This is a genomic window from Microbacterium sp. BLY (assembly GCF_017939615.1).
Taxonomy (GTDB): Bacteria; Actinomycetota; Actinomycetes; order Actinomycetales; family Microbacteriaceae; genus Microbacterium.
The window spans coordinates 650,804-676,329 of record NZ_JAGKSR010000001.1 but is presented as its reverse complement, the minus strand read 5'-3'; the positions used below and the strand labels follow the sequence as shown (position 1 = coordinate 676,329).

The following is a 25,526-nucleotide window of genomic DNA, read 5'->3' as shown; positions in this document are numbered from 1 at the left end:
CCGGGGACGGTGAACGGCCGGTGACGGCGCGCCGTCGGCGCCGGGCGAGCGGCGCGGTCAGAGCGCGGGACCGCGGCGGATGCGCACGGGTCCGCGGGCGTCGGCGATGCTCACCGGCTCGCCTTTCTGGGTCACGACCACCTCGTCTCGGGCGGCGAGGTCGGCGGCGACCCTCCGCACCGCGGGCATCCGGTCGCGCCAGTGCTCTCCGCCCACCGTGCGGGCGACGTCGCTGGGGCAGATCGACGACTCCGTGCGCTTCCGGGTGAGCGCCCGGATGGCCGCGGCGATCCGCTCGTCGGCCTGCTCCGCGGACGGCTTCTCCCACCAGGGTGCGCCGCGCTCGCCGAGGGCGGTCTTCGCGTCGTGCACCCGGGCGCGGGCGTCGGGGGCGGACGCGGCGACCGCCCGCCGTGCCGCCATCAGCTCGTCCACGAGCTCCTGTCGCAGGTTCTCGGGGATCGACGGATCGGTGGCCCGCCACCGCCGGCCGTTCACGACGATGTGGTGTCCGTCCGCCGTGCGCTCCGGTCCCGACGTGTCCGCGCTCTCCTCCGCCATGCCGTCATCCTGCGGGCGCCGTGGTTGCCCTGCCATCCCCTTGACGGCGGGCGCGCCCTCGGGTCAGCGGTAGAGGAGGTCGTCGGCGACGAGGTCGTGCCAGCCGGGCACCGCGAGTGCCTTCGGGTCGTCCCACTCGCCCGCCGCGATCCGCCGGAAGGCGCCCGCGACCCCGAACAGCTTCTCCAGCGGGGACCAGGCGGACTCCCCGGGCATCGGCACCAGCGCCCGCTCGGTGAGCGCCTCGGGGTAGAGGGCGGCGAGCAGCGAGAGCAGGCGGACGCCGGTGTGCACCGGACGGAAGGCGACCGGGTCGGTCACGTGCAGGAGGAGCCCCTGGCAGGCCTCGCTGGCGTGATCGCGTACCAACGGGGTGAAGCCGTAGGGGGAGGCGGTGACGCCGGGAAGGGCGAGCTCGACGAAGGCCGCCGTGTACTCCTCGGCATCGATGAAGGGGGCCCCGATGACGCGGAAGGGCACGGCCGTGCTGCGCCCCTCCGACACGTTCACGCCCTCGGCGAGGCACGTGCCGGGGTAGAGGAGCGCGGTCGCCGCGCTCGGCAGGTTCGGCGAGGGCGGCATCCAGGTCAGCTCCTGCCGGCCGAGCGCGGTCTGATCGCGCGTCCAGCCCTGCACCGCGACGACGTGCAGCTCCACGTCGATGCGGCGTGTGCGCACCCAGTGTCGCGCGAGCTCGCCGATCGTCAGGCCGTGCCGGATCGGCATCGTCCATCGTCCGACGAGCGAGTTCGCCGCCTCGTCGAGCATCGGCCCCTCCGCCTGGTCCAGGCGTCCGCCGAGCGGATTGGGGCGGTCGAGCACCACCACCGCGACGCCCGCCTCGGCGCACGCTTCCAGCAGGTGGCTCATCGTCCAGATGTACGTGTAGAACCGCGCGCCCACGTCGGGGAGGTCGACGAGTACGACGTCGAGTGCGGCGAGGTCGGCGGGTGCCGGACGCACGTCCGCGCCGTAGAGGCTGCGGACCGGGAGCCCGGTCAGCGGGTCGCGCAGGTCGTCGACCAGCTCGCCCTCCCGCGCTCGTCCGTCGAGCCCGTGCTCCGGGCTGAACAGCAGGGTCAGCGGGTACCCCGCGTCGGAGAGACCGGCCCGTCCGCGCGTGAGCGCCGAGGTGAGGGCGAGGTCGTTCGTGAGCATCCCGATGCGGGCGCCGCGCAGGCGGTCGCGCAGCGGCTGCGGAAGGTCGTCGTGGAGGAGGCGGTCGATCCCGAGCGGCATGATCAGTCGATTCTGTGTGCGGTGACGGCGTCGTGGGTGCGCTGGAGATTCGCGGAGATCCGGTCGTAGTCGGCCTGCGCGATGCGCGTGTAGAGGAAGTCGAGGACGGCGAGCTGCGCGATGCGGCTGGCCATCGCCCCGGAGCGGAAGGTCGACTCCGACGCGGCCGTGACGAGCACGAGTTCGCAGGCGCGGGCGAGGGGCGAGCGCGGGTTGTTGGTGATCGCGATGGTGGTGGCCCCGGCCGCGGCGGCCACTTCGGCGGCCTGCACGATCTCCAGCGTGCGGCCGGAGTGGGAGATCGCGACCGCCGCGTCGCGATCGTCGAGGAGGGCGGCGCCGGTGAGGGCGAGATGGTGGTCGGTGCGGGCCTGGGCGACGAGACCGGCGCGGTGGAGCTTCTGCTCCAGATCCTGGGCGGCGAGCCCGCTCGAGGCCGCGCCGTAGATGTCGATGCGGCGCGCGCCGCGGACCGCGGCGACGCACCGCTCCAGTTCGGCGATGTCGAGCTGGCGGGCGGTGCGTTCGATGGCCTCCGCCTCCGCGAACGCGATCTTGCGCACCGTGGTGGCGGCGTCGTCATGGCGGCTCACGTCGCCCGCCGACACCTGGAAGCGTTCGCGTTCGGACGCGCTGCGCGTGAGCTCGCCGGCGAGCGCGATCCGCAGGTCGGGGTATCCGGGGAATCCGAGGCTGCGGGTGAAGCGGGCGACGCTGGCGACGGAGACCCCGCACTCCTCGGCAAGGCGGGTGATGGAATTCTCCACGACCGCCTGCGGCTCGGCGAGCACGCGTTCGGCGATGCGGCGTTCGGTGGGGGTGAGCGCGGAGAGGCGCTGGTGGATGGCTGTCACGACACTGTTCGGCACGAGCCCATGATGACAGGTCGGGTTCGTGGTCGGTAGAAATTTTCACAAACGCTTGCATTTTTGTAAGAGTTTGCCCACAGTGGCAGTGTCGGCATCGTCCCCGTGCCGCGACGAAGACGTCACCCGAGAGGAACACCATGCGAAACCGACCCGCCCGCCTCGCTCTCACCGTAGGGATCCTGGTCGCCGGACTCGCCGTCGCCGGCTGCGCGCCCGCAGCCTCCAGCGGCGAGGGCCAGGACGATGTCACCCTGACCGTCTGGTCCTGGCAGGCGTCGTCGTCCCCCAAGTGGGAGGCCGTGTTCGACGCCTACGAAGAGGCCCACCCCGGCGTCACCATCGAGTTCGAGGGGTTCCAGCCCACCGAGTACAACCAGATCCTCGCCACCGGCCTCGAAGGCAGCGACGGTCCGGACATCGCCATGCTGCGCGCGTACGGCGGCGTGCAGTCGGCCATCCAGTCGGAGCAGATCGTGCCGATCGACGACATCGTCGACGGGCTCGACCAGTTCGACCCCACGGTCCTGCGCGCCGCGCAGGGCAAGGAGGACGGCAAGACGTACGGCGTCCCCTTCGCCTACCAGACCATGCAGATGTTCTACAACAAGACCATGTTCGACGAGATGGGCCTCGAGGAGCCCACCGACTGGGACGAGTTCATCGAGCTGCAGGAGACCCTGCTGAAGGAGGGCGTCACCCCGATGGCGCTCGGCGCCCGCGAGGACTGGGTCCTGCCGATGTTCCACGACATCGTCGGCTCGGCCCACTACGGCGGCGCCGACTTCGAGGAGAAGGTGCTCGCGGGTGACGTGGACTTCACCGACCCCGCCTACGTGTCCTCCCTCGAGATCGTGCAGGACATGCAGAAGTACCTCGACAAGAACGTCAACGCGATCGCCGTCGCCGACGCCGTCCTGCAGTTCACCTCCGGCCAGGCCGCGCAGTGGCCCGGCGGCTCGTTCGACCTGCCCACCTTCCAGAGCTCTGCTCCCGACACCGAGTGGGGCGTCTACGAGGTGCCGCCGGCCCCGGGCAGCGCACTCGACCACGCGGTCACGCCCGGATACGCGGACGGCAGCTTCGGCATCAACGCCGCGAGCGAGAACCAGGAGGCGGCCACCGAGCTGCTCAACTGGATGACGACGAAGGAGTTCGGCCAGCTCGTCGCCGACGAGGTCGACCAGTTCTCCGCCCTCCCCGGCGTGGAGTACTCCGACCCGCTCATGCAGGAGATGAACGAGCAGTACACGGCCAACCCGGCCCCGTACCTGCTGCTCGTCGACTTCCGCTACGGCGACCCGACCGGCACCGCGGTGCTCGGCCCGGACATCCAGGCGATGTTCCTCGGGCAGAAGACCCCCGAGCAGCTGGGTGCCGACCTGCAGTCCGGCATCTCCACCTGGTTCACCCCCTCCTCCTGATCCGACCGTGGGGGGCGCCGCACCCGGCGCCCCACCACGAGCGAAGGACCCCTCATGGCACTGACCCTCCCCGTGCGCCGGACGAAGAGCCGGCGCCCCCGCACCGGCATCGCGCTGTCCACGCCGACGGCCGCGATGTTCGTGCTGCCGGCCGCCGTGCTCTTCGCGGTGCTGATCCTCTACCCGATGCTCGCCGCGCTCAGCTACTCGCTCTTCGACTGGCAGGGCACGAAGCAGGGAGGGTTCGCCGGCATCGGCAACTACCTCACCCTGCTCACGAAGGAGCCCTACGCCTCCGAGCTGTGGAACGCGTTCGGCCACAACCTGCTGCTCTTCGCCGGCGCCCTCGTCTTCCAGAACTCGCTGGGTCTCGGCATCGCCACGCTCCTGCACCGCCGCAAGCGCACCAAGCGGTTCTTCCAGACCATCTTCGCCCTGCCGTACCTCGTGAGCCCGATGGTCATCGGCTACCTGTGGTCGCTGATGCTGTCGCCGCTGTTCGGACCCGTGAACGCGATCCTCCGCGGGGTCGGCCTGGAGAGCCTCGCGCTGCCGTGGCTCGGCGATCCGCAGCTCGCGATCTGGGTCATCGTGCTGGTGAGCGCCTGGCAGTGGATCGGCTTCCCGATCCTGCTGTACGGCGCCGCCCTCGGCGGCATCCCCGAGGAGATCGAGGAGGCGGCCTCCCTCGACGGCGCCACCGCCGCGAAGCGGTTCCGCTACATCACCCTCCCCATGCTCACCCCGACGATCGGCATCATCACCGTGCTCACCTTCATCGGCAGCATGGAGGCGATGGCGATCCCGTTCGCGCTCGCCGGGTCGAACGGCGCTCCCGCCGGCTCCACGGACGTGATGATGCTGCTCTTCTACCGCACCGCCTTCGAGTCCGGGAACCCGAACTCCATCGGGGTGTCCTCCGCGCTCGCGACCGTCCTGTTCATCTTCATCATGGTCATCTCCGTCGTCATCACGTCGACGATGCGCCGCGCCGAACGAAAGCTGTTCTGATGAGCACCGTCCTCGACACCCGTCAGGAGCCGACTACCGAGGCGATCGTCTCCGGCCGGCCCTCCGCCTCGCGGCGCCGCTCGCGCCGCACGAACGACACCCCGTTCATCGGACGCCTGTTCGCGAACGTGTTCCTGTGGGGCTACGCGCTCATCGCGATCGGCCCGCTGCTGCTCATGGTGAACAACTCGCTGCGCACGCAGCAGCAGATCGCCACCGAGCCGCTCGGCCTGCCCGTGCCCCCGACGTTCACGAGCTTCCAGAACGCGTGGATCACCGCCTCGTTCGACACGTACTTCCTCAACTCGATCACCGTCACGGTCGGCTCGGTCATCGTCACGACGGTCGTGTCGGTGCTCGCCGCCTACGCCTTCGCGCGGGCCAGGGCGAAGTTCTTCCGCGGGATCGAGGCCGTGTTCCTCTCCGGGCTCATGCTGCCGGTGCACCTGGCGATCCTGCCGCTGTTCTACCTGCTCGACTCGCTCAAGATGACGAGCAACGTGTTCAGCCTGATCCTCGTCTACGGCGCCCTCGGCATCCCGTTCACCACGTTCGTGCTCACGGTGTTCTTCCGCGCGCTGCCCATCGAGCTGGAGGAGGCGGCCCGCATCGATGGTGCCGGACCGTTCCGCACGTTCCTGCAGATCCTGCTGCCGCTCGTGCGTCCGGCGCTCGCGACGGTGATCGTCTTCCGGTTCGTGCCCGTCTGGAACGACTTCTTCTACCCGCTGATCCTGCTGCGCGACCGCGACTCGTACACGCTCCCGGTGGGCCTGACCCGGTTCTTCGGGGAGTACTCGACCGACTGGCCGCAGCTGTTCGCCGGGCTCACGATCGCCACCATCCCGCTCGTGGTGCTGTTCCTGCTGGCGACGAAGCAGATCATCAACGGCCTCACCTCCGGCATGAGCAAGTGACGATCGGCGATACGGCATGGTGAACGGCGCGCCCGGCTCGGCCTGGGCGTCGGTGCGGGCGGTGCCGGGAGGGGACGAGGAGCTGCGGCTTCTCGGCACGCCCGCGCACGACGACCTGACGCCGCTGACCGCCGCGCATCTGTTCGATCTCGCGTCGCTGACGAAGGTCTTCACCGCGATCGCCGCCCTGCGGCTCGTCGACGCCGGCGCGATCGACCTCGATGAGCCGGTGGGCTGCGTCATCGCGGTGGGCAGCGGGGACGGCGCGGAGCGCATCACCCTCCGGCACCTGCTCACCCACACCTCCGGGCTGCCGGCCGAAGGGCGGGAGTGGCGAGAGGGCGTGCAGGGGGAGGAGCTGCGCGCCCGCGTGCGGCGGCGGGCGCTCGGTGCCGCCCCGGGCGCGCGCCACCTCTACTCCGACGTCGGGTACATCGCGGCCGGAGACTTTCTCGAACGGGTCTCCGGGCGTCCGCTCGCGGCGCTGTGGGCGGAGGTGGCCGCGGGCATCGGCGCCGCGTCGCTGACCGTGGCCCCGGAGCGGGAGCGCGCGGTCGCCACGGAGACGCAGCCGCACCGCGGGAACGTGCGCGGCGAGGTGCACGACGAGCTCGCCCATGCGCTCGGCCGTCCCGCGGGCCACGCGGGGCTGTTCGGCACGGTGGACGATGTCGCCGCTCTCGCCCGGTTCCTCCGCGACGAGGGCGACGGGCCGCAGAGGAGGGTGCTGTTGCGGGAGTCGTTCCGTGGGATGACGACGCCCTCGGTCCGCGCCGACGCCGGCTACGGCCAGGCGATCGGCCTGCGTGTGCGCGATGCGGCGTGGATGGGCGACCTGGATGCGGTCGGCCACACCGGCTTCACCGGCACGTGTTTCGCGGTCGTCCCGGCCACCGGCGCCTACGGCGTGCTGCTCCTCAACCGCGTGCATCCCACCCGCGAGGACGCCGACGTCGCCGCCGTCCGCCGCACCTTCCTCTCCCCCCTCACCCCCTGACCCCCCGCGGTCCCGCCCCCGGTCCCCCCGTCCCCCCCCGATCCCGGGATCGATAAGCCCCCTCCCCGCACCTCCCGACGCCCGTTTCTGATCCCGCACCGAGAACCCCTCCCGCTGGGAGTGCAGAAACGTGCCCGGGACGCGAGCGGGAGGCGCGTTTTCGATCCCGGGACCAGGGGACGGACCGGGCGGGGCGGGGGTCAGTCGGTGCGGAGGGGGCGGAGGGTGCGGGCGTAGTCCTCCTTGAGGACCGCGAGATGCAACCACGCCTCGATGCGGGTCACGCCCGGGAGAGCGCGCAGACGCTCGAGGCTCGCGTACAGGGCTCCGGCGGAAGGCTCCACGAGTGTCGCGACGGCGTCGAAGCGCCCGAGCGTCCGAGCCGCGAAGTCGACGCCGCGCCCCCGTCGCAGCTCATCGATCACCGCCTCGTCGTCGTCGCCGAGCGTCATGCCCACGCCCATCGAGAGCTGCCGGTGGGCGAGCCCCCGGGCTTCCACCGCGCTGATCTTGATGACTCCGCCGTCGATGAGCCGCTGCACGCGCGTGGCGACGGCGCTGGGAGAGAGCCGCACCTCCTCACCGAGCGCGCGGAAGCTCATCCGTCCGTCGGACTGCAGGTGCTCGACGAGGGCCTCGTCGATGCCGTCGAGCGTCACGCCGCCGTGGTACTCCGAGACGAAGAAGCCCTTGATGACCGTCGAATAGATGATGGTGTTGATGTCGAGCACGCCGGCGCTCCCGCGGATGCGGGCGAGCAGGTCGTGCAGCTCCGACATGGAGCCGACGCGCACCTCCGTGACGATGTCGTGGGCGCCGCCGACCGCCGACACGAGCACGGTCTCGGACATGTCGCGCAGCTGCTCGGCCACGACCTCGACGGCGCCGTCGGTGCGGATCGACACGTGCGCGAGGACGTGCTGGCCGAGGAAGACGGGGTCGACGGCGGCGACCACCCGCACGGTGCGATCGCTGAGCAGGGTGCGGAGCCGGGCGGCGACGACGGCGCGGGACTGCCCCACGCGCTCGGCCAGGGAGCGGATGCTCGCGCGCCCGTCCTCCTGCAGCGCCCGGATGAGTTCGGCGTCGAAGTCCATGTCCCGTCCGATCTCCTCGATTTCCCCGCAGTGCACGCGGCTCCCGACAGAACCCCAGCGTAGAGGGGGGAGAAGCCGAGGGGAAGGCCCGGAATGCGCGCCATCGCCGACACAACTCCAGTGAACTGCTCATCCCGCTGGAGTTCTGCCCTTGCTCGCGGTGGCCGGGATCCGTAGCATCCTTCGCTATCCGACACCATCCGCGAAGGAGCGGGTCCATGACCATCACCCCCACCCCCCGAAGCGGCGTCCACAGCCGCGCGCGCCGCGCCGGCTTCGCCGCCTTCGTCGGCACCACCATCGAGTGGTACGACTTCTACGTCTACGCCACCGCCGCGGCGCTCGTCTTCGGCCCGCTGTTCTTCCCGAGCGGCGACCGTCTCGCCGAGACCGCCGCGGCCTTCGCGACGTTCGCCGTCGCCTTCCTCGTCCGCCCCCTCGGCGGCATCGTCTTCGGACACATCGGCGACAAGCTCGGCCGCCGCGTCTCGCTCGTCATCACGCTGCTGCTGATGGGCGCGGCGACCGTCCTCGTCGGCTGCCTCCCGACCTACGAGAACATCGGCATCCTCGCCCCGATCCTCCTCATCCTGCTCCGCGCCATCCAGGGCCTCGCGGTCGGCGGCGAATGGGGCGGCGCAGTGCTCATGAGCGTCGAGCACGCTCCCGAGAAGTCGAAGACGTTCTACGGCGGCTTCACCCAGCTCGGCAATCCGGCCGGTGCCCTGCTCGCGTCCGGCATCTTCGCGATCATGTCCCGCGGCGGCGACACGTTCATCATGGACGGCGGCTGGCGCATCCCGTTCCTCCTGTCCATCGTGCTGATCGCGGTCGGCCTATGGGTGCGGTACCGCGTGGAGGAGTCGCCGGTCTTCGAGGAGAAGATCGAGGGCCGCAAGCAGTCGATGCCGCTCGCCTTCGCCCTCCGGGTCAACTGGAAGCCGATCCTCCTCGGCATCGGCATCCTGCCGATCTCCACCGGCGGCTACTACCTGGCCACCACCTTCGCCACCGCCTACGCGACGGGCGAGCCCATCGCGATCAGCGAGCAGGTCATCCTCGACGCCATGACGCTCGCCTCCTTCGTGGAGTTCGTCGTGACCCTGCCGGTCGCCTGGCTGGGCGACAAGTGGGGCCGGAAGAACGTGATGTACATCGGCCTGATCACCTCGGTGCTGACCTTCGCCCCGTTCCTGTTGCTGATGCCCGGACGTGTGGAGCCGCTGATCTTCCTCTTCGCCTCGCTCGTGCGCATCGCGATGAGCGCCACGTACGCCCCGATCGCGGCGATCCTCGCGCAGATGTTCCGCCCGCAGGCGCGGTACACGTCGATCGCGCTGGCCTACGGTGTGGGCGCGGCGATCTGGGCCGGCTTCTCGCCCTGGTTCGCGACGCAGCTCATCGCCTGGACCGGCAGCGTCTGGTCGGTCATCGCGATGTTCGTCGGCATGGCCGTCATCGCCGGGATCTGCACGCGGCTCGCGCCGCAGCACTCCGACGAGGCCCCGGTCACGGCGTCGTTCACCGCCCGCACCGACACGACGGCGAACCGGCTGCCCTGACCGGCCTCCGCCCCTCCCACCCGCTCGACCTCCCGCGAACAGGCTCCCCATGAGAAAGCTCACCCCCTTCGACCGCTCGGCCCAGGCCGCTCCCGCGCTGATCACCGCCCGGGCGATCCACACGGCGGACGCGTCCGACACGACGGCGACCGCGATGCTGACCGACCGGGGGCGCATCGTCGCCCTCGGCACGGCGGCGGAGTGCGAGGACGTGGCGGCACGGGCCGGGCTCACCCCGGAGCGTGTGGACCTGGGGGAGGCGGTCGTCGTCCCCGGCTTCGTGGACGCGCATGCGCATCCGCTGATGTTCGGGCAGATGATGACCTGGGTGGATTGCGGCCCCGAGAAGGCGGGGAGCATCCCGGAGATCGTGGCGCTGCTGAAGGCCGCGACCGCCGAGCTCCCCGCCGGACGCCCGGTGCGCGGCTACGGCTACGAGCAGCGGAACCTCGCCGAGAAGCGGCACCCCACCCGCTTCGAGCTCGACGAGGTGGCCGCCGACCGCGAGGTGTACCTCATGAACGCCTCCGGCCACGGCGGGGTGGTGAACTCCTACACACTCGACATCAACGGCGTGGACCGGGACACCCCGAATCCGGACGGCGGCGAGTTCTTCCGCGATGCCGACGGCGAGCTCACCGGGGAGCTGTCCGACGCGGCCTGCAACATCCTCACCGGCGTCCACGGGGTGAAGATCGGCCACCACGGTCCGAACTTCCACCTCGCGGACGAGCCGGAGGAGCACCTGCGCCAGCTCGATGCGGCGACGCAGCGCTTCCTCGCCGGCGGCGTCACCTCCATCGGCGACTGCCAGGTCACACGGCGCGAGTTCGACATGTACCTGCGGCTCGCCGAGGCCGGGCGGCTGGAGCTGCGCGTATCGATGTACCTGCTGTCGCACCTGCTCGACGAGGCGCTGGAGATGGGGCTGGTGGGGCAGTTCGGCAACGCGCACCTCAGCTTCGCCGGCATCAAGTTCTACGCCGACGGCACCCTGGGCGGCTGGACCGCGTACTTCCCGGACGGCTACGTGGGCGACCCCTGCCGCACCGGCCAGCTCTACCACGAGCCGGCCGACTACGCCGAGCTCATCCGCACGGCGCATGCGGCCGGACTCCAGACCGCGACGCACGCCCAGTCGCCCACCGCGATCGAGATGGTCGTGTCGGCGATCGAGGCGGCGCTCGCGGAGCGTCCGGACGCGGATGCCCGGCACCGCATCGAGCACTGCGGCCTGCCGACCCCCGCCCAGATCGAGCGGATGGCGGCCGCCGGCATCCGTCCCGTGAACCAGACGCAGCACTACTTCAACTGGGGCGAGGGCGTGGAGGAGGCCATCGGCACGCCCGGTGAGCGCTTCAACCCGCTGGGGGAGTTCGAGCGGGCCGGCGTGCCCGTGACGATCTCCTCGGACGCCCCGGTCGCCGAACCCATCCCGCTGGAGGCGATCCAGACCGCCGTCACCCGGGTCACCCGGCGCGGGCATCGGCTCGGCCCGGACGACCTGCGCATCTCCGCGACCGCGGCGCTGCGGGCGCACACGATCGAGGGGGCGGTGTCGATCGGCCGCGAGGACGACCTCGGCTCGCTGGAGCCGGGCAAGTACGCCGACTTCGCGGTGCTCTCGGACGACCCGCTCGCGGTGCCGGCCGAGGAGATCGCGGCGATCGAGGTCCGAGAGACCTGGGTCGACGGTGTCCGCCGGCACGCGATGTGAGGATGACACGATGAGCACCGACACCACCGGCGGCGACCGGTACGCCGACACCGCGGGCCGCGCGGTCCTGGAGACCCTCCGCGCCTACGGGGTGACCGCGATCTTCGGCATCCCCGGCACGCACAACCTGGAGTTCTACCGGCCCCTCGCCGACCTCGGCATCCGCGCCGTGACGAACCGGCACGAGCAGGGGTCGGGGTACGGGGCCGACGGGTGGGCGCAGCAGACCGGGCTCCCCGGTGTCGTGATCACCACGTCCGGCCCCGGGCTGCAGAACGCGATGAGCGCGATCGGCACCGCGTTCTGCGAGTCGCGGCCGCTGATCGTGCTGTCTCCGGGCGTGCCGCTCGGGGCGGAGTTCGCCGACGTCGGCACGCTCCACGAGACCAAGGACGCCACGGCCATGGTCGGCGCGATCGCCGAGTGGTCGCGACGGGTGACGACCGCCGCGGAGGCGGTGGAGGCCGTACACGACGCGTTCCACCTCTTCCGCACCGGCCGTCCCCGCCCCGTGCACATCGAGATCCCGCTCGACGTGCTGGAGGCGCCGGCTGACGTGCCCGCGGAGGACCGGCGACCGCGGCCGATGCCCGACCGCGTCTCCGGGGATCCGGTCGCGCTCGCCGAGGCCGCCCGGCTGCTGTCCGCCGCCCGCACCCCGGTGGTCGTCGCCGGTGGGGGCGCGGTGGACGCCGCGCACCAGATCGTGGGCATGGCCGAGCGGCTCGGCGCTCCTGTGCTCACGACCCTGAACGGCAAGGCCGTGCTCGACGAACACCACCCGCTGTCCCTCGGCTCGAACCTGCGCCTCGCCGCCGCGCGCGCCGTGGCGGAAGACGCCGACGTGCTGCTCGTCGTCGGCTCGAAGCTGGGCGAGGCGGAGCTCTGGGCGCCGCGGCTCGCGGCGCGCGGCGCCGTGATCCGCATCGACATCTCGCCCGCCCAGCGTGACAAGAACCTTCCCGCGACGGTCGGCCTGATCGGCGACGCGGCCGCCGTGACCGACGCTCTCCTGCCGCTGCTTCCCGACGACGCGCGCCCGCCCCGCGACCTGACCGCCGAGCGGGCCGCGATCGACGCCGAGTCCCGCGAGACGGCTCCCGATGCCGTCGCCCTCGCCGAGGTCATCGCCGGTGCCCTCCCCGCCGACGCGATCGTGGCGGGCGACTCCTCTCAGATCGTGTACCTGGCGCTCGGCAGCGTGCTGCGGCAGGAGCAGCCGCATTCCCTGCTCTACACGCCGACCTACGCCACGCTCGGCTACGGCCTCCCCGCCGCGATCGGCGCGGCCGTCGCGCAGACCGAACGCCCGGTGGTCACCGTCATCGGCGACGGCGCCCTGATGTTCTGCGTGAACGAGCTCGTCACCGCCGTCGAGCAGCGCCTCGACGTCACCGTGGTGTGCGTCGACAACGGCGGTTACGCGGAGATCCGCCAGAACGAGCTCGACCGGGGGATGACCCCGGTCGGCGTCGACCTCGTGCAGCCGGACTGGGCCGCCCTGGCCACTGCGTTCGGAGCGACCGGGCGACGGGTGGCCGCGCGCGCCGACGTCGCCCCGAGCATCCGCGCGGCCATCGCCGACGGCGGGGTGCAGCTCGTGCACATCCCGCAGCACGCCCTCTGAGACCTCACCTCCCGACGAACAGGAACGAGAAATGACCGACAACATCGGCCCCGTCGACGCCTCCGTGAACCCGCGGTACTCCGGCATCGCCACCTTCGCCCGCCTGCCCCGTATCGAGGACGTGCCGCGCGCCGACATCGCCGTCGTCGGCATCCCGTTCGACTCCGGCGTCAGCTATCGCCCCGGCACCCGCTTCGGGCCGTCGCACGTGCGGGAGTCGTCCCGGCTGCTCCGGCCCTACAACCCCGCGCAGGACGTGTCGCCGTTCCAGCTCGCCCAGGTCGTTGATGCGGGCGACATCCCCGTGAACCCGTTCGACCTCACCGAGGCGGTGACCGAGGTCGAGCGCGCGGCGCTGGCGCTGGGTGAGCAGGTGCAGCGCCTCGTCACGATCGGCGGCGACCACACGGTGGCCCTTCCCCTGCTGCGGGCGGTGGCCGCGAAGCACGGACCCGTCGCGGTCCTCCACTTCGACGCGCACCTCGACACGTGGGACACCTACTTCGGCGCCCCCATCACGCACGGCACCCCCTTCCGCCGCGCGAGCGAGGAGGGGCTGATCGACCTCACCGCGAGCTGCCACGTCGGCACCCGCGGACCCTTGTACTCGAAGCAGGACCTCGAGGACGACGAGCGCCTCGGCTTCTCCATCGTCTCCAGCGAGTACATCGAGGAACACGGGGTGGAGGCGGCGATCGACCGCATCCTCACCCGCATCGGCGACAAGCCGCTGTACGTCTCGATCGACATCGACGTGCTCGACCCCGCGCACGCGCCCGGCACCGGGACCCCCGAGGCGGGAGGACTCACGAGCCGCGAGCTGCTCCGCATCCTCCGGGCGCTGCGCGACCGGGACATCGTCGGCGCGGACGTGGTGGAGGTGTCGCCCGCGTACGATCACGCGCAGATGACCGGGATCGCCGCGAGTCATGTCGTGTACGAGCTGGTGACCCTTCTCGCCGCCCGACTCGCCTCCTGACACCGGGAGTCAGAACAGGACCCCGAGGAGGTCGGCGAACAGGGCCTCGGCGTCGCCGTCCACCCGTCGCCGTGCGAACCAGTCGCACACGTTGACGCAGTCGCGGTGCAGGAGGTCGAGGCCCTGCGGATTCGCGATCACGTCGACGATCTGCGGCAGGTCGATCACCCGCACGTGCCCCTCGTGCACGAGGAGGTTGTAGGCGGAGAGATCGCCGTGCGCGAAGCCCGCGGCGGCGAAGACCCGCATGAGCTCGACCACCTGCGCGAAGTACTCCCGCATCTCGGCGTTCGACCCGCGCACCTGGGCGAGCCGGGGTGCGGCGATGCCCCGGTCGTCGCCGATGAACTCCATGAGCACCTCGGTGCCGCTGACCTGCACGGGATACGGCACCGGTGCGCCGCGCTCCCACATCCGGCACAGGGCCTCGAACTCCGCGCGCGACCACTGCGCTGCTGCGACCTCGCGCCCGTGGGCGCTCTTCTTGGCGAGGGCGCGCGTGTCGCGGGTGTTCCGCGTGCTGCGTCCCTCCGTGTAGACGGCGGAGCGCTGGAAGCTCCGGTTCTCGATGCCGCGGTAGCGCTTGGCGGCGAGGAGGGTGCGTTGCGTCGGGTCGTCGGGCACGGCGCGTTCCAGCAGGAACACGTCGGCCTCCTTGCCGGTCTTCAGGATGCCGAGTTCGGTGTCCAGGGCGCCGGCGGAGGTCACGACCCAGGCGGGGCGCGGTTCCGGACCCCGCTCGGTGGGGGTGGACGACGGCCAGGTCGTCCAGCGCTGGTTGGCGCCGGGCTCGACCTCGGCGAAGGAGAGGGCGGTCTCGAGGGAATCGAAGGAGGTGGCGTCGAAGGACGCGGCTTCCGAGGAAGCGGAGGATTCGGTCACGGTGTGGCTCCGGGAAGGGAGGCCACGCGGCGATCAGGAGCGGGTCGCCTCGAAGGGAAGGTGGTCGGCGAAAGGCGCGACGACGACAGCGTTCATCTCATCGCCTCCTTCGCTCGGGTTCCCCGGGTGCATCCCGGTGCGCCGTCGAGCCTAGGGGGCCGGACGGAGGTTGTCCAGGGTCGGACGATCGGTCGGATGCGTCGGACGACCGGTCGGGCGCGGGCCCGTCGCCGTTGCGAGTCTGGAACCATGACCACGACCGCCCCCGTCCCGACCCTGCCCGCCACCCGCGGCGACCGCATCCGCTACGGAGGGCTCATCGCCCTCATGGTGATGGGCTTCCTGCTCGTGACCGCCGAGTTCCTCCCCAACGGAGTGCTCACCGAGATGGCGGACGGACTGGGGGTCACCCCGGGGCAGGCCGGGCAGACGGTCACGATCACCGCGCTCGTCGGCCTGGTCGTCGCCCCGACCGTGGGCCTCGTCTTCCCCCGGCTGGACCGGCGTTCGCTGCTGGTGTGGATGGCGCTCGCCGCGGCCGTGTCGAACCTCGTCGTCGCCGTCGCGCCGAACCTCGTCGTCGTGCTGCTGGCGCGGTTCCTGCTCGGAGCCGCCATCAGCGCCTACTGGACGATGTCGATCACGGTCGCCGCGCGGCTCGCCGGGCCGGAGAACCTCGGCCGCGGGGTGATGTTCACCTCGGCCGGCGTCTCGCTGGCGACCGTCGCCGGTGTGCCGCTGGGGGTCATGCTGAGCGAGGTCGTGGACTGGCGCGCGGTGTTCGCCATAGCGGGTGTGCTGATGGTGCTGCTCGCCGTGGCCCTCCGGTGGGCGCTGCCCGCCGTTCCGGCCGAGCGGGCGTCGAGCCTGCGCCTGCTCGTCGACACGGTCCGCCGTCCGGGCATCGGCCTGGGGATGGTCGGGCACGTGCTCGTCGTGCTCGGACACTTCCTCGCCTACACGTACGTGCGCCTCGCGCTGGAGCGCATCCCCGACGTCGATGCGTCGACCATCGTCGTGCTGCTCGCGCTCTTCGGCGTCGGCGGCCTCCTCGGCAACCTCTCCATCGGTCTCGTGATCGACCGGTCCTTCGCCTTCTTCGCCGTGTTCGCGCCGCTCGTGATCGCCGCCGCCGTCGTCTCGATGATCGTATTCGCCGGGTCGATCGTCGGGATCGGGGTCGTCGTGCTGCTGTGGGGCTTCTTCTTCTCGTCGTGGCTGATCGTGGTGAACACCTGGGTCGGGCACCGCATGCCCGACCGTCTCGAGGCCGGGGGAAGCCTGGTCGTCGTCGGATTCCAGGGCGCCATCACGCTCGCGGCCGGCGTCGGCGGCCTCCTCGTCGACACCCTCAGCGTGGAGCTCGTCTACGCGATCGGTGCGGTCTCGCTCCTCGCCGGCGCCGTGCTGTTCGGCCTCTCCAACCGCCGCAGCACTCGCCCCTGACCCTGCCGTGGGCGCAGCGCGCGGCCGTTCGCAACTCAGGAGTTCTTCCGCGATTCGGCGGTCTCGCGTCCGGGAGAGCCCGATGCGAGGCAAATCTCCTGAGTTGTGAACGGCCGAACGCGGGGACCGGCGGGGCGTTGCGTCAGGCGGGGACGAGGGACCGGGTGGCGCGCCAGGACGACGGCGTCATGCCCGTGCGGCGGCGGAACGCGCGGCTGAAGCCCTCGTCCGAGGCGTAGCCGAGTTCGCGCGAGACGCTCGACACCGACTGCCCGGCCTGGAGCATCCGCTTCGCGGCGTCGATGCGCACCTCGGTGACGTAGTCAGCGGGAGATCGGCCCACCGACCGGCGGAAGCGCTCCGCGAAGGCCGATCGCGACATGGCGCCGACCGCCGCGAGACGCTCGACCGTCCAGTCGCGCCCGGGCTGCTCGTGGATGGCCTCGACCACGCGGTCCAGGAAGGGGTCGTTCGACAGCGACGGCCAGCCGGCCGGCGCGCAGCCGTTGGCGGCCCAGGCGCGGATGACCGAGAGCAGCACGGTGGTCGCCATCATCCGGCAGATCAGCGGGTCGCCCTGCCGGGCCGGGCACGCGGCCGCGTCGACCACGCCCATGTTCTCCGCCAGCGCGGCGGCCGCCGGCTCCAGTGCGTCGAAGCCCGTCACGGTGAGGAACGGCGGCAGGAGGGCGGGGAGCGGGGAGGCGGTGTCGGCGAGCTCGATGTCCACGATGAGCAGCGCGGTGTCGGTATCGGCCTCCAGGGCGAAGGCGTCACCGCGGAGCAGCAGGAAGGCGTCGCCCGCCACGAGACGGTCTCGGTCGCCGGGGTCCTCCAGGGTGAGCTGCGCGGATGCCGCGTCCACGTCGAGGCGGCAGCCGTTCCCGAGCGGCGGGTGTCCGTGCACCGCTCCTTCCGCGATGTAGGCGAGGGTGACGCGTCCGGGCGGCAGGGCGAGCAGGCCTCCGCGGGTCAGACGCACCCGACGGGCGACGCCCACGCGCAGGTCCACCGTGCCGAGCACGGACGAGAGCGCATCCGCATCCACCGTCACCATGCCTTCGGCAACGCCGCCCGCCGTCCCCCTATTCCTTTCGCATCGCTCACCTTGTTCCATCCGCCGTCGCGATGCAGCAGGGTGAGCGATGCGAAACGGGGGAGGCGGATACGCTGGAGGGGTACCCCACCCGAGGAGTCCCGTGTTCCGCACCCCTGGCCGCCTGTACCGTGTTCTCGCGATCGCGGAGGCGATCACCTGGACCATCCTCATCGCGGCGCTCATCGCCCGTGCCGTCGGCGCACCGGGCGTGGTGGTCACCGTCGGCGGGGGCATCCACGGCTTCGTGTTCCTCACCTACGCCGCGACCGCGATCCTCGTCGCGCTGAACCAGCGGTGGCATCCGGGTGTCGGGGTGCTCGCGGTCGCCAGCGCCGTCATCCCCTACGCGACCATCCCGATGGAGGTCTGGCTGCACCGCACCGGGCGCCTCCGCGGGGACTGGCGGCTGGACGCCACGGACGACCCGCGCGACCGCCGCTGGTACGACCGGCTGATGCGCTGGTTCCTCCGCCGCCCGTGGATGCTGGCGGTGCTGCTCGTCGTGGGCATCGTCGCGCTGTACGTGATCCTGCTGCTGGTGGGCCCGCCCGGCGGGAAGTGACCCCGGTCAGGGGGTGACGACGATCGCGTTCGCGTCGTTGACCTCGTCCAGCACGGCCGACGGATCGGCGCCGGTGCAGTCCACGATGAGGGACAGGCCCACGCCGGTCTTCGTGAAGGCCCGCGCCGCCATGATCCAGGAGCGGTCGCCGTCCTCTCCCGCGACCCAGCGGTTCTCGACGCCACCGGCGCCTCCGCTCATGTAGCTGAACTCCCCGGTCTGTGCGTGCGGGCTGATCTCCGCCGTCGTTGATCGGAGCAGCACGGCGAGGATCGCGTCGGAGGAGACGGCGTCGTCACCGCTCACGATCGGGACATCCGAGATGAGGCCCTGCCAGAACCGGGCGGTGCACGTGCCGTCGACGGTGCCGTACGTCCAGTTGCCGTTGCCGTCGTCGGGGGAGACGATCTTCCACCCGTCGTCGACGATGAGCCCGTCGCCCCATTCGATGTAGGCGTCGGGGGAGAGCTCGGCTCCCTCGGCGAACGTGAGGGTGGTGCCGGCGGTCGGCTCGTCGGTCGTGGTGTCGTCCGAGGGGGCGGCGGTCGGCGACGGGGCCGCGGGAGCGGACTCCGGGATCTGCGCGTACAGGCACCCGGTGAGGGAGAGTGCCGCCGCCGTGGCGAGGACCGCGGCGCCGAGCCGCCGGAGGGGGGTGCGGTTCATGCGCGCCAGCCTAGCGGGGGGCGACGACCCCGGCCGCGGCGAGGGCCGCGCGGAGGTCGGTGATCCCGGGGTGCACTGCATGCCAATATATCGATTATTCGCTCTGAACTGGGGTTTGAATGTCGGTGGCCCCTGCTTCACTCGGGGTATGACAGGGCTGGCGGACGCGACGATCGAGCAGGTGGGGGCGCTGCGAGCGCTCACGGAGATGCTCGTCGGCGTCGAGCGGACCATCAGCGGTCTGCAGGCCGCGCGCGAGGGCATCCTCGCGTTGGGGTCGCGCCTGGCTGAGGTCGCGGCGCAGGCCGCGCATCCGGACGGCGCGGATCTGAGCCTGCGCACGGTCGCGGCGGAGTTCGGTGCCGTGGTGCGGGCGAGCGACCGGACGGTCCAGCGGCGGATGGCCGACGCGGTGTGGATCGTCGAACGGTTCCCCCGGGTGTGGGGTGCGTGGGGTGCGGGCCAGATCACCGCCCGGCATGCCCGCGTCATCGCGGAGGCCGGCGAGCATCTCGATGACGAGGCGGCCCGTGACGCGTACTCCGTGCGGATGATCGCCTTCGCCGAGAACGAGGCGCCGAACCGCGTCGCGGGAATGGCGCGCCGGGTGGCGGAGGGCTTTCAGCCGCGTCCGCTCGCGGAGCGTCACGAGGACGCCCGCGAGCGACGTCGCGTGTGGGTGCGCGATGCCCCGGACGGGATGGCGGAGCTCGGGCTGCTGGGGCCGGCGGCGCTGGTGCACGGCGTGTTCGATCGGCTGACCGCGATGGCGAAGACCGCACACGCGGGCGACGACCCGACGGATCCGCGTACCATCGCGCACACCAGGGCCGACCTCGCGCTCGACCTCCTCCTCACCGGTGCACCGGCTGGCCACGATGGTGGCGACGGCGGCCTGGCCGCCATCGTCCCCACGATCGCGGTCACGGTGCCCGTCATGACCCTTCTCGGTCATGGCCGAGCGCCGGCGGAACTCGATGGGCGCACCCCCATCGACCGCGCCACGGCGCGGAGGCTGGCGGGGGCTGCATCCGGATGGGATCGCATCCTCACGCACCCCGTGACCGGGGCGGTGCTGGCTGTGGACAGGTATCGTCTGAACGCCGAGCTGCGGCGCCACCTGAGGGCCAGGGATCAACGGTGCCGATTCCCCGGATGCGGGTACCCGCCCGCGGAGTGCGATGTCGACCATCACCATGACGCCGCGCTCGGCGGGGAGACGACCGCGTCGAATCTCGGCCATCTGTGTCGTCGACACCATGTCCTGAAGCATCACTCGGCCTGGCATGTCGAGGCGCGCGGCGGAGGGCTGTACGTCTGGACGAGTCCGGCGGGGAAGGTGTACATCGACCGGCCGCCGCCGTCGAACACCGTCACCTTCACCGAGGAGTCGGCGGCGGCGCCCTTCTGATGCCGAGGTTCACAAAAGTTGAGTCTGGTCCTATCAAGTTCATTTGACACGTTTCGGGGGTCGGCGTACACTTGAGCCATCGCGACTCAGGTTTCCCTGATCGCCGCAGGTTTTCGGACCACTACAGACTTCCCAACAAAGGAGAGAACACATGGCACGTGCTGTCGGTATCGACCTCGGAACCACCAACTCCGTCGTCAGCGTCCTCGAGGGTGGCGAGCCCAAGGTCATCGCCAACGCCGAGGGCTTTCGCACGACCCCTTCGGTCGTCGCGTTCACCAAGGACGGGGAGGTGCTCGTCGGTGAGACCGCGAAGCGCCAGGCCGTCACCAACGTCGACCGGACCATCGCCTCGGTCAAGCGCCACATGGGCACCGACTGGAGCTTCGACGTCGACGGCAAGAAGTGGACGCCGCAGGAGATCTCCGCGCGCATCCTCCAGAAGCTCAAGCGCGACGCCGAGTCCTACCTGGGCGACACCGTGACCGACGCGGTCATCACCGTCCCCGCGTACTTCAACGACGCCGAGCGTCAGGCCACCAAGGAAGCCGGTGAGATCGCGGGCCTCAACGTGCTCCGCATCATCAACGAGCCGACCGCCGCGGCCCTCGCCTACGGCCTCGACAAGGGCAAGGAGGACGAGCTCATCCTCGTCTTCGACCTCGGTGGCGGAACCTTCGACGTCTCCCTCCTCGAGGTGGGCAAGGACGACGACTTCTCCACGATCCAGGTGCGCGCCACCGCCGGTGACAACCGTCTCGGTGGTGACGACTGGGACCAGCGCCTGGTCGACTACCTGATCAAGCAGTTCAAGGAGACCACGGGCGTCGACGTGTCCGGCGACAAGATCGCCCTGCAGCGCCTCAAGGAGGCTGCGGAGCAGGCGAAGAAGGAGCTCTCCAGCTCCACGTCGACGAGCATCAACCTCCCGTATCTGTCGCTGACCGACTCGGGCCCCGTCTCGCTGTCCGAGACGGTGACCCGGGCGAAGTTCGAGGACCTCACGAAGGATCTGCTCGACCGCACCAAGAAGCCGTTCGAGGACGTCATCCGCGAAGCCGGCATCAAGGTGTCCGACATCGACCACATCGTCCTCGTGGGTGGTTCGACCCGTATGCCCGCCGTCGCCGAGCTCGTCAAGCGCGAGACCGGCAAGGAAGCCAACAAGGGTGTGAACCCGGACGAGGTCGTCGCCGTCGGCGCCGCGCTGCAGGCCGGTGTCCTGAAGGGCGAGCGCAAGGACGTCCTCCTCATCGACGTCACCCCGCTGTCCCTCGGCATCGAGACCAAGGGCGGCATGATGACCAAGCTCATCGAGCGCAACACGGCCATCCCAACCAAGCGCAGCGAGACCTTCACCACGGCGGACGACAACCAGCCGTCCGTCGCGATCCAGGTCTTCCAGGGCGAGCGCGACTTCACGCGTGACAACAAGCCGCTCGGCACCTTCGAGCTGACCGGCATCGCCCCGGCTCCCCGCGGCATCCCGCAGATCGAGGTCACGTTCGACATCGACGCCAACGGCATCGTGCACGTGTCCGCGAAGGACAAGGGCACGGGCACCGAGAAGTCGATCGTCATCTCCGGCGGCTCGTCGCTGTCGAAGGAGGACATCGAGCGCATGGTGCGCGAGGCCGAGGAGCACGCCGCCGAGGACAAGGCGCGCCGTGAGGCCGCGGAGGCCCGCAACCAGGCCGAGACCCTCGCCTACTCCATCGAGAAGCTCATCTCCGAGAACGAGGACAAGCTCCCCGAGGACGTGAAGACCGAGGTCAAGGCCGACGTCGACGCGCTCAAGACGGCGCTGGCCGGCGAGGACGACGAGGCCGTCAAGACCGCGTTCGAGAAGCTGAACCAGTCCCAGTCGAAGCTCGGCGAGGCGATCTACGCCTCCTCGCAGGCAGACGCCGCCGGTGCTTCGGCCGAGGGCGAGGCCCCGACCGGTGGCGCCCCCTCCGCCGAGGAGGACGTCATCGACGCCGAGGTCGTCGACGACGAGGACGAGAAGAAGTAACCATGACGGACAAGAACTTCGACGAGAACCAGCAGCCCTTCGACGGGCCTCAGGAACCATCGTCTGAAGGTCGCAGCGAGGGGTCGGACGCTCAGGCGTCCGGCCCCGCGCCGCACCAGGACTCCCGCGAGGCGAAGGCCGCCGAGGGGGCAGACGAGACTCCGGTCGACAGTGCTCCGGAGGCGGAGGAGGGCTTGACGGTGGACGACATCCTCGGTGCCGCGCAGACCGCGGATGCCGCCGCTGGCGACGCCGCGATCGCGGACGCCGAGAACGCCCTGCTGACCGACCTCAAGCGCCTGCAGGCCGAGTACGCCAACTACCGCCGCCGCACCGAGGAGCAGCGCCAGATCGAGATCGAGCGCGCGAAGGGGGAGGCCGCCAAGGGTCTCATCCCCGTGCTCGACGACCTGGCCCGCGCCGAACAGCACGGCGATCTGGTCGAGGGCAGCCCCTTCGCCGTGATCGCCGAGAAGGTGCGTGCGGTCGTGGAGCGCCTCGGCGTGGTCGCCTACGGTGAGAAGGGCGAGGAATTCGACCCCCAGCGTCACGAGGCGATCTTCCAGCAGCCGACCCCCGGTGCCGAGAAGACCACGGTGCTCGAGGTCGTCGAGGTGGGCTACCTCCTCGGCGATGTCGAGCTGCGTCCTGCGAAGGTCGTCGTCGCCGTCCCTGCGGAGTAGGTGATCGATGGCCAGCCAGGATTGGTTCGACAAGGACTTCTACAAGACCCTCGGGGTCTCGAAGGACGTCAGCGACGCTGACCTGAAGAAAACGTACCGCAAGCTCGCGCGTAAGTATCACCCGGACTCCAACCAGGGCGATGCGAAGGCCGAGGCCCGGTTCAAGGAGATCAGCGAGGCGTACTCGGTGCTCTCCGACGCCGAGCAGCGCAAGGAGTACGACGAGATCCGCGCCATGGGTTCGGGCGCTCGCTTCACGGCGAGCGGTTCGGGCGCCGGCGGCTTCGAAGACGTCTTCAGCCGGTTCGGACAGCAGGGGCGCGGCCAGACCGCCGACTTCGAGGACATCTTCGCGATGTTCAACCAGGGCCAGGGCAGCTCGTTCGGCGGTGGCCGGTTCGGGCAGCCGAGCGGCGGGTTCCGCGGCTTCGGCGGTCCGCAGCGGGGCGCCGACGTCACGGCCCGCACCACGCTGGACTTCATCACCGCCGCGCAGGGTGAGACCATCACCCTGCAGGGCGAGGACGGCAAGCCGTTCAAGGTGAAGATCCCCGCGGGTGTCGCGGACGGACAGAAGATCCGGTTGCGTGGCCGCGGCCGCCCGTCGCCGGATGGCGGGGAGAACGGCGACATCGTGGTGCAGATCACGGTGCGCCCGCACCCGGTCTTCACCCGCGACGGCCTCAACCTCCGCGTCGTCGTCCCGGTGACGTTCACCGAGGCGACGCTGGGCGCGACCATCGAGGTCCCGACGCTCGGGGGCGACGTGGTCAAGCTGCGCGTGGCCCCCGGCACTCCGTCGGGTCGCGTGCTCCGCGTCAAGGGGCGGGGTGTCGCGACCGCGAAGGGGACCGGTGACCTGCTCGCCGAGCTCCAGGTCGCGGTGCCGACGCACCTCGACGACGCCGCCCGCGAGGCGCTCGAGAAGTTCCAGCAGCTGGAGCCTCAGGAGAACCCGCGGGCCGAGCTCATGGCGAAGGCCCGCCGGTGACGATGGCAGGCGTTCGCGCCGGATCAGGCTGTTCCGGGAAGGAGCTGCCTGATCCGGCGGGTGCGCCTGACAGGAAGGAAGGAAGGGAAGCCTGATGGACGCGGATACTCCGGTCTTCGCGATCGCCGCGGCCGCCAAACTCTCCGGCCTGCACCCCCAGACCCTCCGTCAATACGACCGGATCGGTCTCGTCGTGCCGGGCCGCACTCCCGGCGGATCCCGTCGATACTCACACCGGAACATCGAGCAGCTGCGCGAGGTCGCCCAGCTCTCCTCCGAGGGGGTGAGCCTCCCGGCCATCGCCCGCCTGCTGGATCTCGAGGATGAGAACCGGATGCTGCGCGACCGGGTGCTGATGCTCGAGAACGCGCTGCGTGCCGAGCGTGAGAACCGCCCCGGCGTGCGGGTGTTCGCCGCCGGTTCTGCGGGCGTGGTGCCCGTGCCGCCCGGACGCCGGATCCGCCGGTCGACGGAGCTGGTCCTGTGGAGTCCGCGCTCCGGGGCCTGATCGCGCGGGCCGGTGTGTATCCTGTCAACTGTTAACAGGAGGTCACCATGACGCAGACCGTCACGCGCGGAGAATCGCTGGGAGCGCAGGTCGCGCGCGTGCTGCGCCAGCGCATCGTCCGCGGGGACCTCGCTCCGGGGGCGCGCCTCACGGAGGAGGCCCTGGCCGAGGAGTTCGCCGTCAGCCGCGGACCCGTCCGGGACGCCCTCACCCAGCTGAGCTTCGAGAAGCTCGTCGAGGTGCAGCGTCCGCGCGGCGTGTACATCGTGGGCCTCACGAGCGACGATGTCGATCAGCTCTACAGCCTCCGGGGCGCGCTGGAACAGCTGGCCCTCTCGCGGGCCATGCGCGTCGACGACGACGAGCGCTGGCAGCCGATGACCGGCGCCGTTCGACGCATGGCCGAGGCCGCCGACGCCGGCGACCATGCCGCGTTCGTCACGGCGGACCTGGAATTCCATTCCCAGATCTACGCTCTCGCCGACCACCCGCGACTGGAGGGGGCGTGGAACCAGTACCTGCCCACCTTCACGGCTCTGCTGGAGGTCACGATCAACCACGACGAGGATCTCCACGAGTCGTCCGACGACCACGTGAAGCTGCTCGACGTGATGCGCACGGGCTCCCCCGAGGAGGCCGCCGCCGTGCTCTCCGCGCACCTCGACGGGGCGCGCGAGCGGATGCTGCACGAGGTGGGCGCTCGCTGAGGCCACCTCGTCCGCGCGTTCAGCGGACGGAAAAGTGCGCTTCCTACCGTGGGGGCAGGGAACGACCCTGGTCCGCGCCTGCGCGGGTGTCCTGCCACGAAGGAAGAACCTCCTCATGACGAACACCACAGCCTCCGCCTCCTCCGCCTCGTCGCTCGGACTGCTCGTCCTGCGCCTCGTCGTGGGCGCCGTCTTCGCCGCCCACGGGGCGCAGAAGATCTTCGAGTTCACGATCCCCGGGACCATCGGCAGCTTCGCCGGCATGGGCGTCCCTCTCGCCGAGGTCGCCGCCCCGGTGGTGGCGTTCCTCGAACTCATCGGCGGCATCCTGCTGATCCTCGGGCTGCTCACCCGACCGGTCGGAATCCTCCTTGCGATCGACATGGCGGTCGCCCTCGTCCTCGTGCACCTGCCCGCGGGCCTGTGGGTCACGGCCGGTGGCTATGAGTTCGTCGCGGTGCTGGGCGCCGCGGCGCTCGCCCTCGCCCTCACCGGGGCCGGGCGCTACTCCCTCGACGCGGCGGCCCTCCGCGGCCGCGCCCCCGCCTGGCTCGTCTGAC

24 protein-coding genes are annotated in these 25,526 nt (G+C 70.9%); 17 read left to right on the top strand and 7 right to left on the bottom strand.

Annotated elements, in window-relative coordinates; genetic code table 11:
• Window positions 1-57 precede the first annotated feature (57 nt).
• From KAF39_RS03485 to KAF39_RS16215, 3 genes are all read right to left on the bottom strand, one after another.
• Window positions 58-561, bottom strand: coding sequence for a DUF3253 domain-containing protein (locus tag KAF39_RS03485; RefSeq protein WP_210675982.1), 504 nt, complete (start codon window positions 559-561; stop codon window positions 58-60).
• 63 nt (window positions 562-624) lie between these two features.
• A complete protein-coding gene (locus KAF39_RS03480; RefSeq protein WP_210675981.1) occupies window positions 625-1,800 on the bottom strand; it encodes an exo-beta-N-acetylmuramidase NamZ domain-containing protein in 1,176 nt (391 codons plus the stop codon).
• A gap of 2 nt (window positions 1,801-1,802) precedes the next feature.
• On the bottom strand, window positions 1,803-2,669 hold the full coding sequence (locus KAF39_RS16215; protein WP_210675980.1) for a MurR/RpiR family transcriptional regulator: 867 nt from the start codon (window positions 2,667-2,669) through the stop codon (window positions 1,803-1,805).
• A gap of 137 nt (window positions 2,670-2,806) precedes the next feature.
• Between KAF39_RS16215 and KAF39_RS03470 the strand changes: the two genes are divergently transcribed.
• The 4 genes from KAF39_RS03470 to KAF39_RS03455 are packed head-to-tail and all read left to right on the top strand — an operon-like array spanning window position 2,807 to window position 7,015.
• A complete protein-coding gene (locus tag KAF39_RS03470) occupies window positions 2,807-4,090 on the top strand; it encodes an ABC transporter substrate-binding protein (RefSeq protein WP_210675979.1) in 1,284 nt (427 codons plus the stop codon).
• A gap of 54 nt (window positions 4,091-4,144) precedes the next feature.
• Window positions 4,145-5,101, top strand: a complete 957-nt coding sequence (locus tag KAF39_RS03465; protein WP_210675978.1) for a carbohydrate ABC transporter permease — start codon at window positions 4,145-4,147, stop codon at window positions 5,099-5,101.
• Complete coding sequence (locus KAF39_RS03460; RefSeq protein WP_210675977.1) at window positions 5,101-6,018, top strand: carbohydrate ABC transporter permease; 918 nt, start codon at window positions 5,101-5,103, stop codon at window positions 6,016-6,018. The genes KAF39_RS03465 and KAF39_RS03460 overlap by 1 nt, the downstream gene beginning before the upstream one ends.
• A gap of 16 nt (window positions 6,019-6,034) precedes the next feature.
• Window positions 6,035-7,015, top strand: coding sequence for a serine hydrolase (locus KAF39_RS03455; RefSeq protein WP_210675976.1), 981 nt, complete (start codon window positions 6,035-6,037; stop codon window positions 7,013-7,015).
• 200 nt (window positions 7,016-7,215) lie between these two features.
• On the opposite strand, the gene KAF39_RS03450 is transcribed toward KAF39_RS03455, so the two are convergent.
• The gene (locus KAF39_RS03450; protein WP_210675975.1) at window positions 7,216-8,112 is read right to left on the bottom strand and encodes an Lrp/AsnC family transcriptional regulator; all 897 of its coding nucleotides are present in this window, start codon (window positions 8,110-8,112) and stop codon (window positions 7,216-7,218) included.
• 218 nt (window positions 8,113-8,330) lie between these two features.
• Between KAF39_RS03450 and KAF39_RS03445 the strand changes: the two genes are divergently transcribed.
• Genes KAF39_RS03445 through speB form a run of 4 tightly spaced genes read left to right on the top strand, consistent with a single transcriptional unit; the run spans window position 8,331 to window position 13,997 of the window.
• Window positions 8,331-9,674, top strand: a complete 1,344-nt coding sequence (locus KAF39_RS03445) for an MFS transporter (RefSeq protein ID WP_210675974.1) — start codon at window positions 8,331-8,333, stop codon at window positions 9,672-9,674.
• Window positions 9,675-9,723: 49 nt separating this feature from the next.
• Window positions 9,724-11,391: an amidohydrolase gene (locus KAF39_RS03440; protein WP_210675973.1), complete on the top strand. Its 1,668-nt coding sequence runs from the start codon at window positions 9,724-9,726 to the stop codon at window positions 11,389-11,391.
• A gap of 10 nt (window positions 11,392-11,401) precedes the next feature.
• Window positions 11,402-13,018 (top strand): thiamine pyrophosphate-binding protein, encoded by a 1,617-nt coding sequence (locus tag KAF39_RS03435; protein ID WP_210675972.1) that lies wholly within the window; start codon window positions 11,402-11,404, stop codon window positions 13,016-13,018.
• A gap of 31 nt (window positions 13,019-13,049) precedes the next feature.
• Window positions 13,050-13,997: an agmatinase gene (gene speB, locus KAF39_RS03430; protein ID WP_025102677.1), complete on the top strand. Its 948-nt coding sequence runs from the start codon at window positions 13,050-13,052 to the stop codon at window positions 13,995-13,997.
• Between the two features lie 9 nt (window positions 13,998-14,006).
• Here the strand turns inward: speB and KAF39_RS03425 are convergent, their stop codons facing one another.
• Entirely contained in the window at window positions 14,007-14,879 is an 873-nt protein-coding gene (locus KAF39_RS03425) for a serine protein kinase RIO (protein ID WP_210675971.1), read from the bottom strand.
• A gap of 249 nt (window positions 14,880-15,128) precedes the next feature.
• Between KAF39_RS03425 and KAF39_RS03420 the strand changes: the two genes are divergently transcribed.
• Window positions 15,129-16,325: an MFS transporter gene (locus KAF39_RS03420; protein ID WP_210675970.1), complete on the top strand. Its 1,197-nt coding sequence runs from the start codon at window positions 15,129-15,131 to the stop codon at window positions 16,323-16,325.
• Window positions 16,326-16,467: 142 nt separating this feature from the next.
• On the opposite strand, the gene KAF39_RS03415 is transcribed toward KAF39_RS03420, so the two are convergent.
• Window positions 16,468-17,382, bottom strand: coding sequence for a helix-turn-helix transcriptional regulator (locus KAF39_RS03415; protein ID WP_210675969.1), 915 nt, complete (start codon window positions 17,380-17,382; stop codon window positions 16,468-16,470).
• Window positions 17,383-17,524: 142 nt separating this feature from the next.
• Here KAF39_RS03415 and KAF39_RS03410 point away from each other — a divergent pair, with 142 nt between their 5' ends.
• Window positions 17,525-17,986, top strand: coding sequence for a DUF3817 domain-containing protein (locus KAF39_RS03410; protein ID WP_210675968.1), 462 nt, complete (start codon window positions 17,525-17,527; stop codon window positions 17,984-17,986).
• Window positions 17,987-17,992: 6 nt separating this feature from the next.
• Here the strand turns inward: KAF39_RS03410 and KAF39_RS03405 are convergent, their stop codons facing one another.
• The gene (locus KAF39_RS03405) at window positions 17,993-18,652 is read right to left on the bottom strand and encodes a hypothetical protein (protein WP_210675967.1); all 660 of its coding nucleotides are present in this window, start codon (window positions 18,650-18,652) and stop codon (window positions 17,993-17,995) included.
• Between the two features lie 148 nt (window positions 18,653-18,800).
• Between KAF39_RS03405 and KAF39_RS03400 the strand changes: the two genes are divergently transcribed.
• The 7 genes from KAF39_RS03400 (at window position 18,801) to KAF39_RS03370 (ending at window position 25,525) form a co-directional block, all read left to right on the top strand.
• Window positions 18,801-20,063 (top strand): HNH endonuclease signature motif containing protein, encoded by a 1,263-nt coding sequence (locus tag KAF39_RS03400; protein WP_210675966.1) that lies wholly within the window; start codon window positions 18,801-18,803, stop codon window positions 20,061-20,063.
• A 151-nt stretch (window positions 20,064-20,214) separates the two neighbouring features.
• A complete protein-coding gene (dnaK, locus tag KAF39_RS03395; protein WP_210675965.1) occupies window positions 20,215-22,077 on the top strand; it encodes a molecular chaperone DnaK in 1,863 nt (620 codons plus the stop codon).
• 2 nt (window positions 22,078-22,079) lie between these two features.
• Complete coding sequence (locus KAF39_RS03390) at window positions 22,080-22,760, top strand: nucleotide exchange factor GrpE (RefSeq protein ID WP_210675964.1); 681 nt, start codon at window positions 22,080-22,082, stop codon at window positions 22,758-22,760.
• Window positions 22,761-22,767: 7 nt separating this feature from the next.
• A complete protein-coding gene (locus KAF39_RS03385) occupies window positions 22,768-23,751 on the top strand; it encodes a DnaJ C-terminal domain-containing protein (RefSeq protein WP_210675963.1) in 984 nt (327 codons plus the stop codon).
• Window positions 23,752-23,845: 94 nt separating this feature from the next.
• Entirely contained in the window at window positions 23,846-24,259 is a 414-nt protein-coding gene (locus KAF39_RS03380) for a heat shock protein transcriptional repressor HspR (RefSeq protein ID WP_210675962.1), read from the top strand.
• Window positions 24,260-24,306: 47 nt separating this feature from the next.
• The gene (locus KAF39_RS03375) at window positions 24,307-24,966 is read left to right on the top strand and encodes a GntR family transcriptional regulator (RefSeq protein ID WP_210675961.1); all 660 of its coding nucleotides are present in this window, start codon (window positions 24,307-24,309) and stop codon (window positions 24,964-24,966) included.
• Between the two features lie 115 nt (window positions 24,967-25,081).
• Entirely contained in the window at window positions 25,082-25,525 is a 444-nt protein-coding gene (locus KAF39_RS03370) for a DoxX family protein (protein ID WP_210675960.1), read from the top strand.
• The last annotated feature ends 1 nt before the right edge of the window (window position 25,526 follow it).

Coding starts and splice junctions, on each gene's coding strand:
- KAF39_RS03485 (WP_210675982.1), bottom strand. CDS start 561: ATGGCGGAGGAGAGCGCGGACACGTCGGGACCGGAGCGCACGGCGGAC.
- KAF39_RS03480 (WP_210675981.1), bottom strand. CDS start 1,800: ATGCCGCTCGGGATCGACCGCCTCCTCCACGACGACCTTCCGCAGCCG.
- KAF39_RS03470 (WP_210675979.1), top strand. CDS start 2,807: ATGCGAAACCGACCCGCCCGCCTCGCTCTCACCGTAGGGATCCTGGTC.
- KAF39_RS03465 (WP_210675978.1), top strand. CDS start 4,145: ATGGCACTGACCCTCCCCGTGCGCCGGACGAAGAGCCGGCGCCCCCGC.
- KAF39_RS03460 (WP_210675977.1), top strand. CDS start 5,101: ATGAGCACCGTCCTCGACACCCGTCAGGAGCCGACTACCGAGGCGATC.
- KAF39_RS03455 (WP_210675976.1), top strand. CDS start 6,035: ATGGTGAACGGCGCGCCCGGCTCGGCCTGGGCGTCGGTGCGGGCGGTG.
- KAF39_RS03450 (WP_210675975.1), bottom strand. CDS start 8,112: ATGGACTTCGACGCCGAACTCATCCGGGCGCTGCAGGAGGACGGGCGC.
- KAF39_RS03445 (WP_210675974.1), top strand. CDS start 8,331: ATGACCATCACCCCCACCCCCCGAAGCGGCGTCCACAGCCGCGCGCGC.
- KAF39_RS03440 (WP_210675973.1), top strand. CDS start 9,724: ATGAGAAAGCTCACCCCCTTCGACCGCTCGGCCCAGGCCGCTCCCGCG.
- KAF39_RS03435 (WP_210675972.1), top strand. CDS start 11,402: ATGAGCACCGACACCACCGGCGGCGACCGGTACGCCGACACCGCGGGC.
- speB (WP_025102677.1), top strand. CDS start 13,050: ATGACCGACAACATCGGCCCCGTCGACGCCTCCGTGAACCCGCGGTAC.
- KAF39_RS03420 (WP_210675970.1), top strand. CDS start 15,129: ATGACCACGACCGCCCCCGTCCCGACCCTGCCCGCCACCCGCGGCGAC.
- KAF39_RS03415 (WP_210675969.1), bottom strand. CDS start 17,382: ATGGTGACGGTGGATGCGGATGCGCTCTCGTCCGTGCTCGGCACGGTG.
- KAF39_RS03405 (WP_210675967.1), bottom strand. CDS start 18,652: ATGAACCGCACCCCCCTCCGGCGGCTCGGCGCCGCGGTCCTCGCCACG.
- KAF39_RS03400 (WP_210675966.1), top strand. CDS start 18,801: ATGACAGGGCTGGCGGACGCGACGATCGAGCAGGTGGGGGCGCTGCGA.
- dnaK (WP_210675965.1), top strand. CDS start 20,215: ATGGCACGTGCTGTCGGTATCGACCTCGGAACCACCAACTCCGTCGTC.
- KAF39_RS03390 (WP_210675964.1), top strand. CDS start 22,080: ATGACGGACAAGAACTTCGACGAGAACCAGCAGCCCTTCGACGGGCCT.
- KAF39_RS03385 (WP_210675963.1), top strand. CDS start 22,768: ATGGCCAGCCAGGATTGGTTCGACAAGGACTTCTACAAGACCCTCGGG.
- KAF39_RS03380 (WP_210675962.1), top strand. CDS start 23,846: ATGGACGCGGATACTCCGGTCTTCGCGATCGCCGCGGCCGCCAAACTC.
- KAF39_RS03375 (WP_210675961.1), top strand. CDS start 24,307: ATGACGCAGACCGTCACGCGCGGAGAATCGCTGGGAGCGCAGGTCGCG.
- KAF39_RS03370 (WP_210675960.1), top strand. CDS start 25,082: ATGACGAACACCACAGCCTCCGCCTCCTCCGCCTCGTCGCTCGGACTG.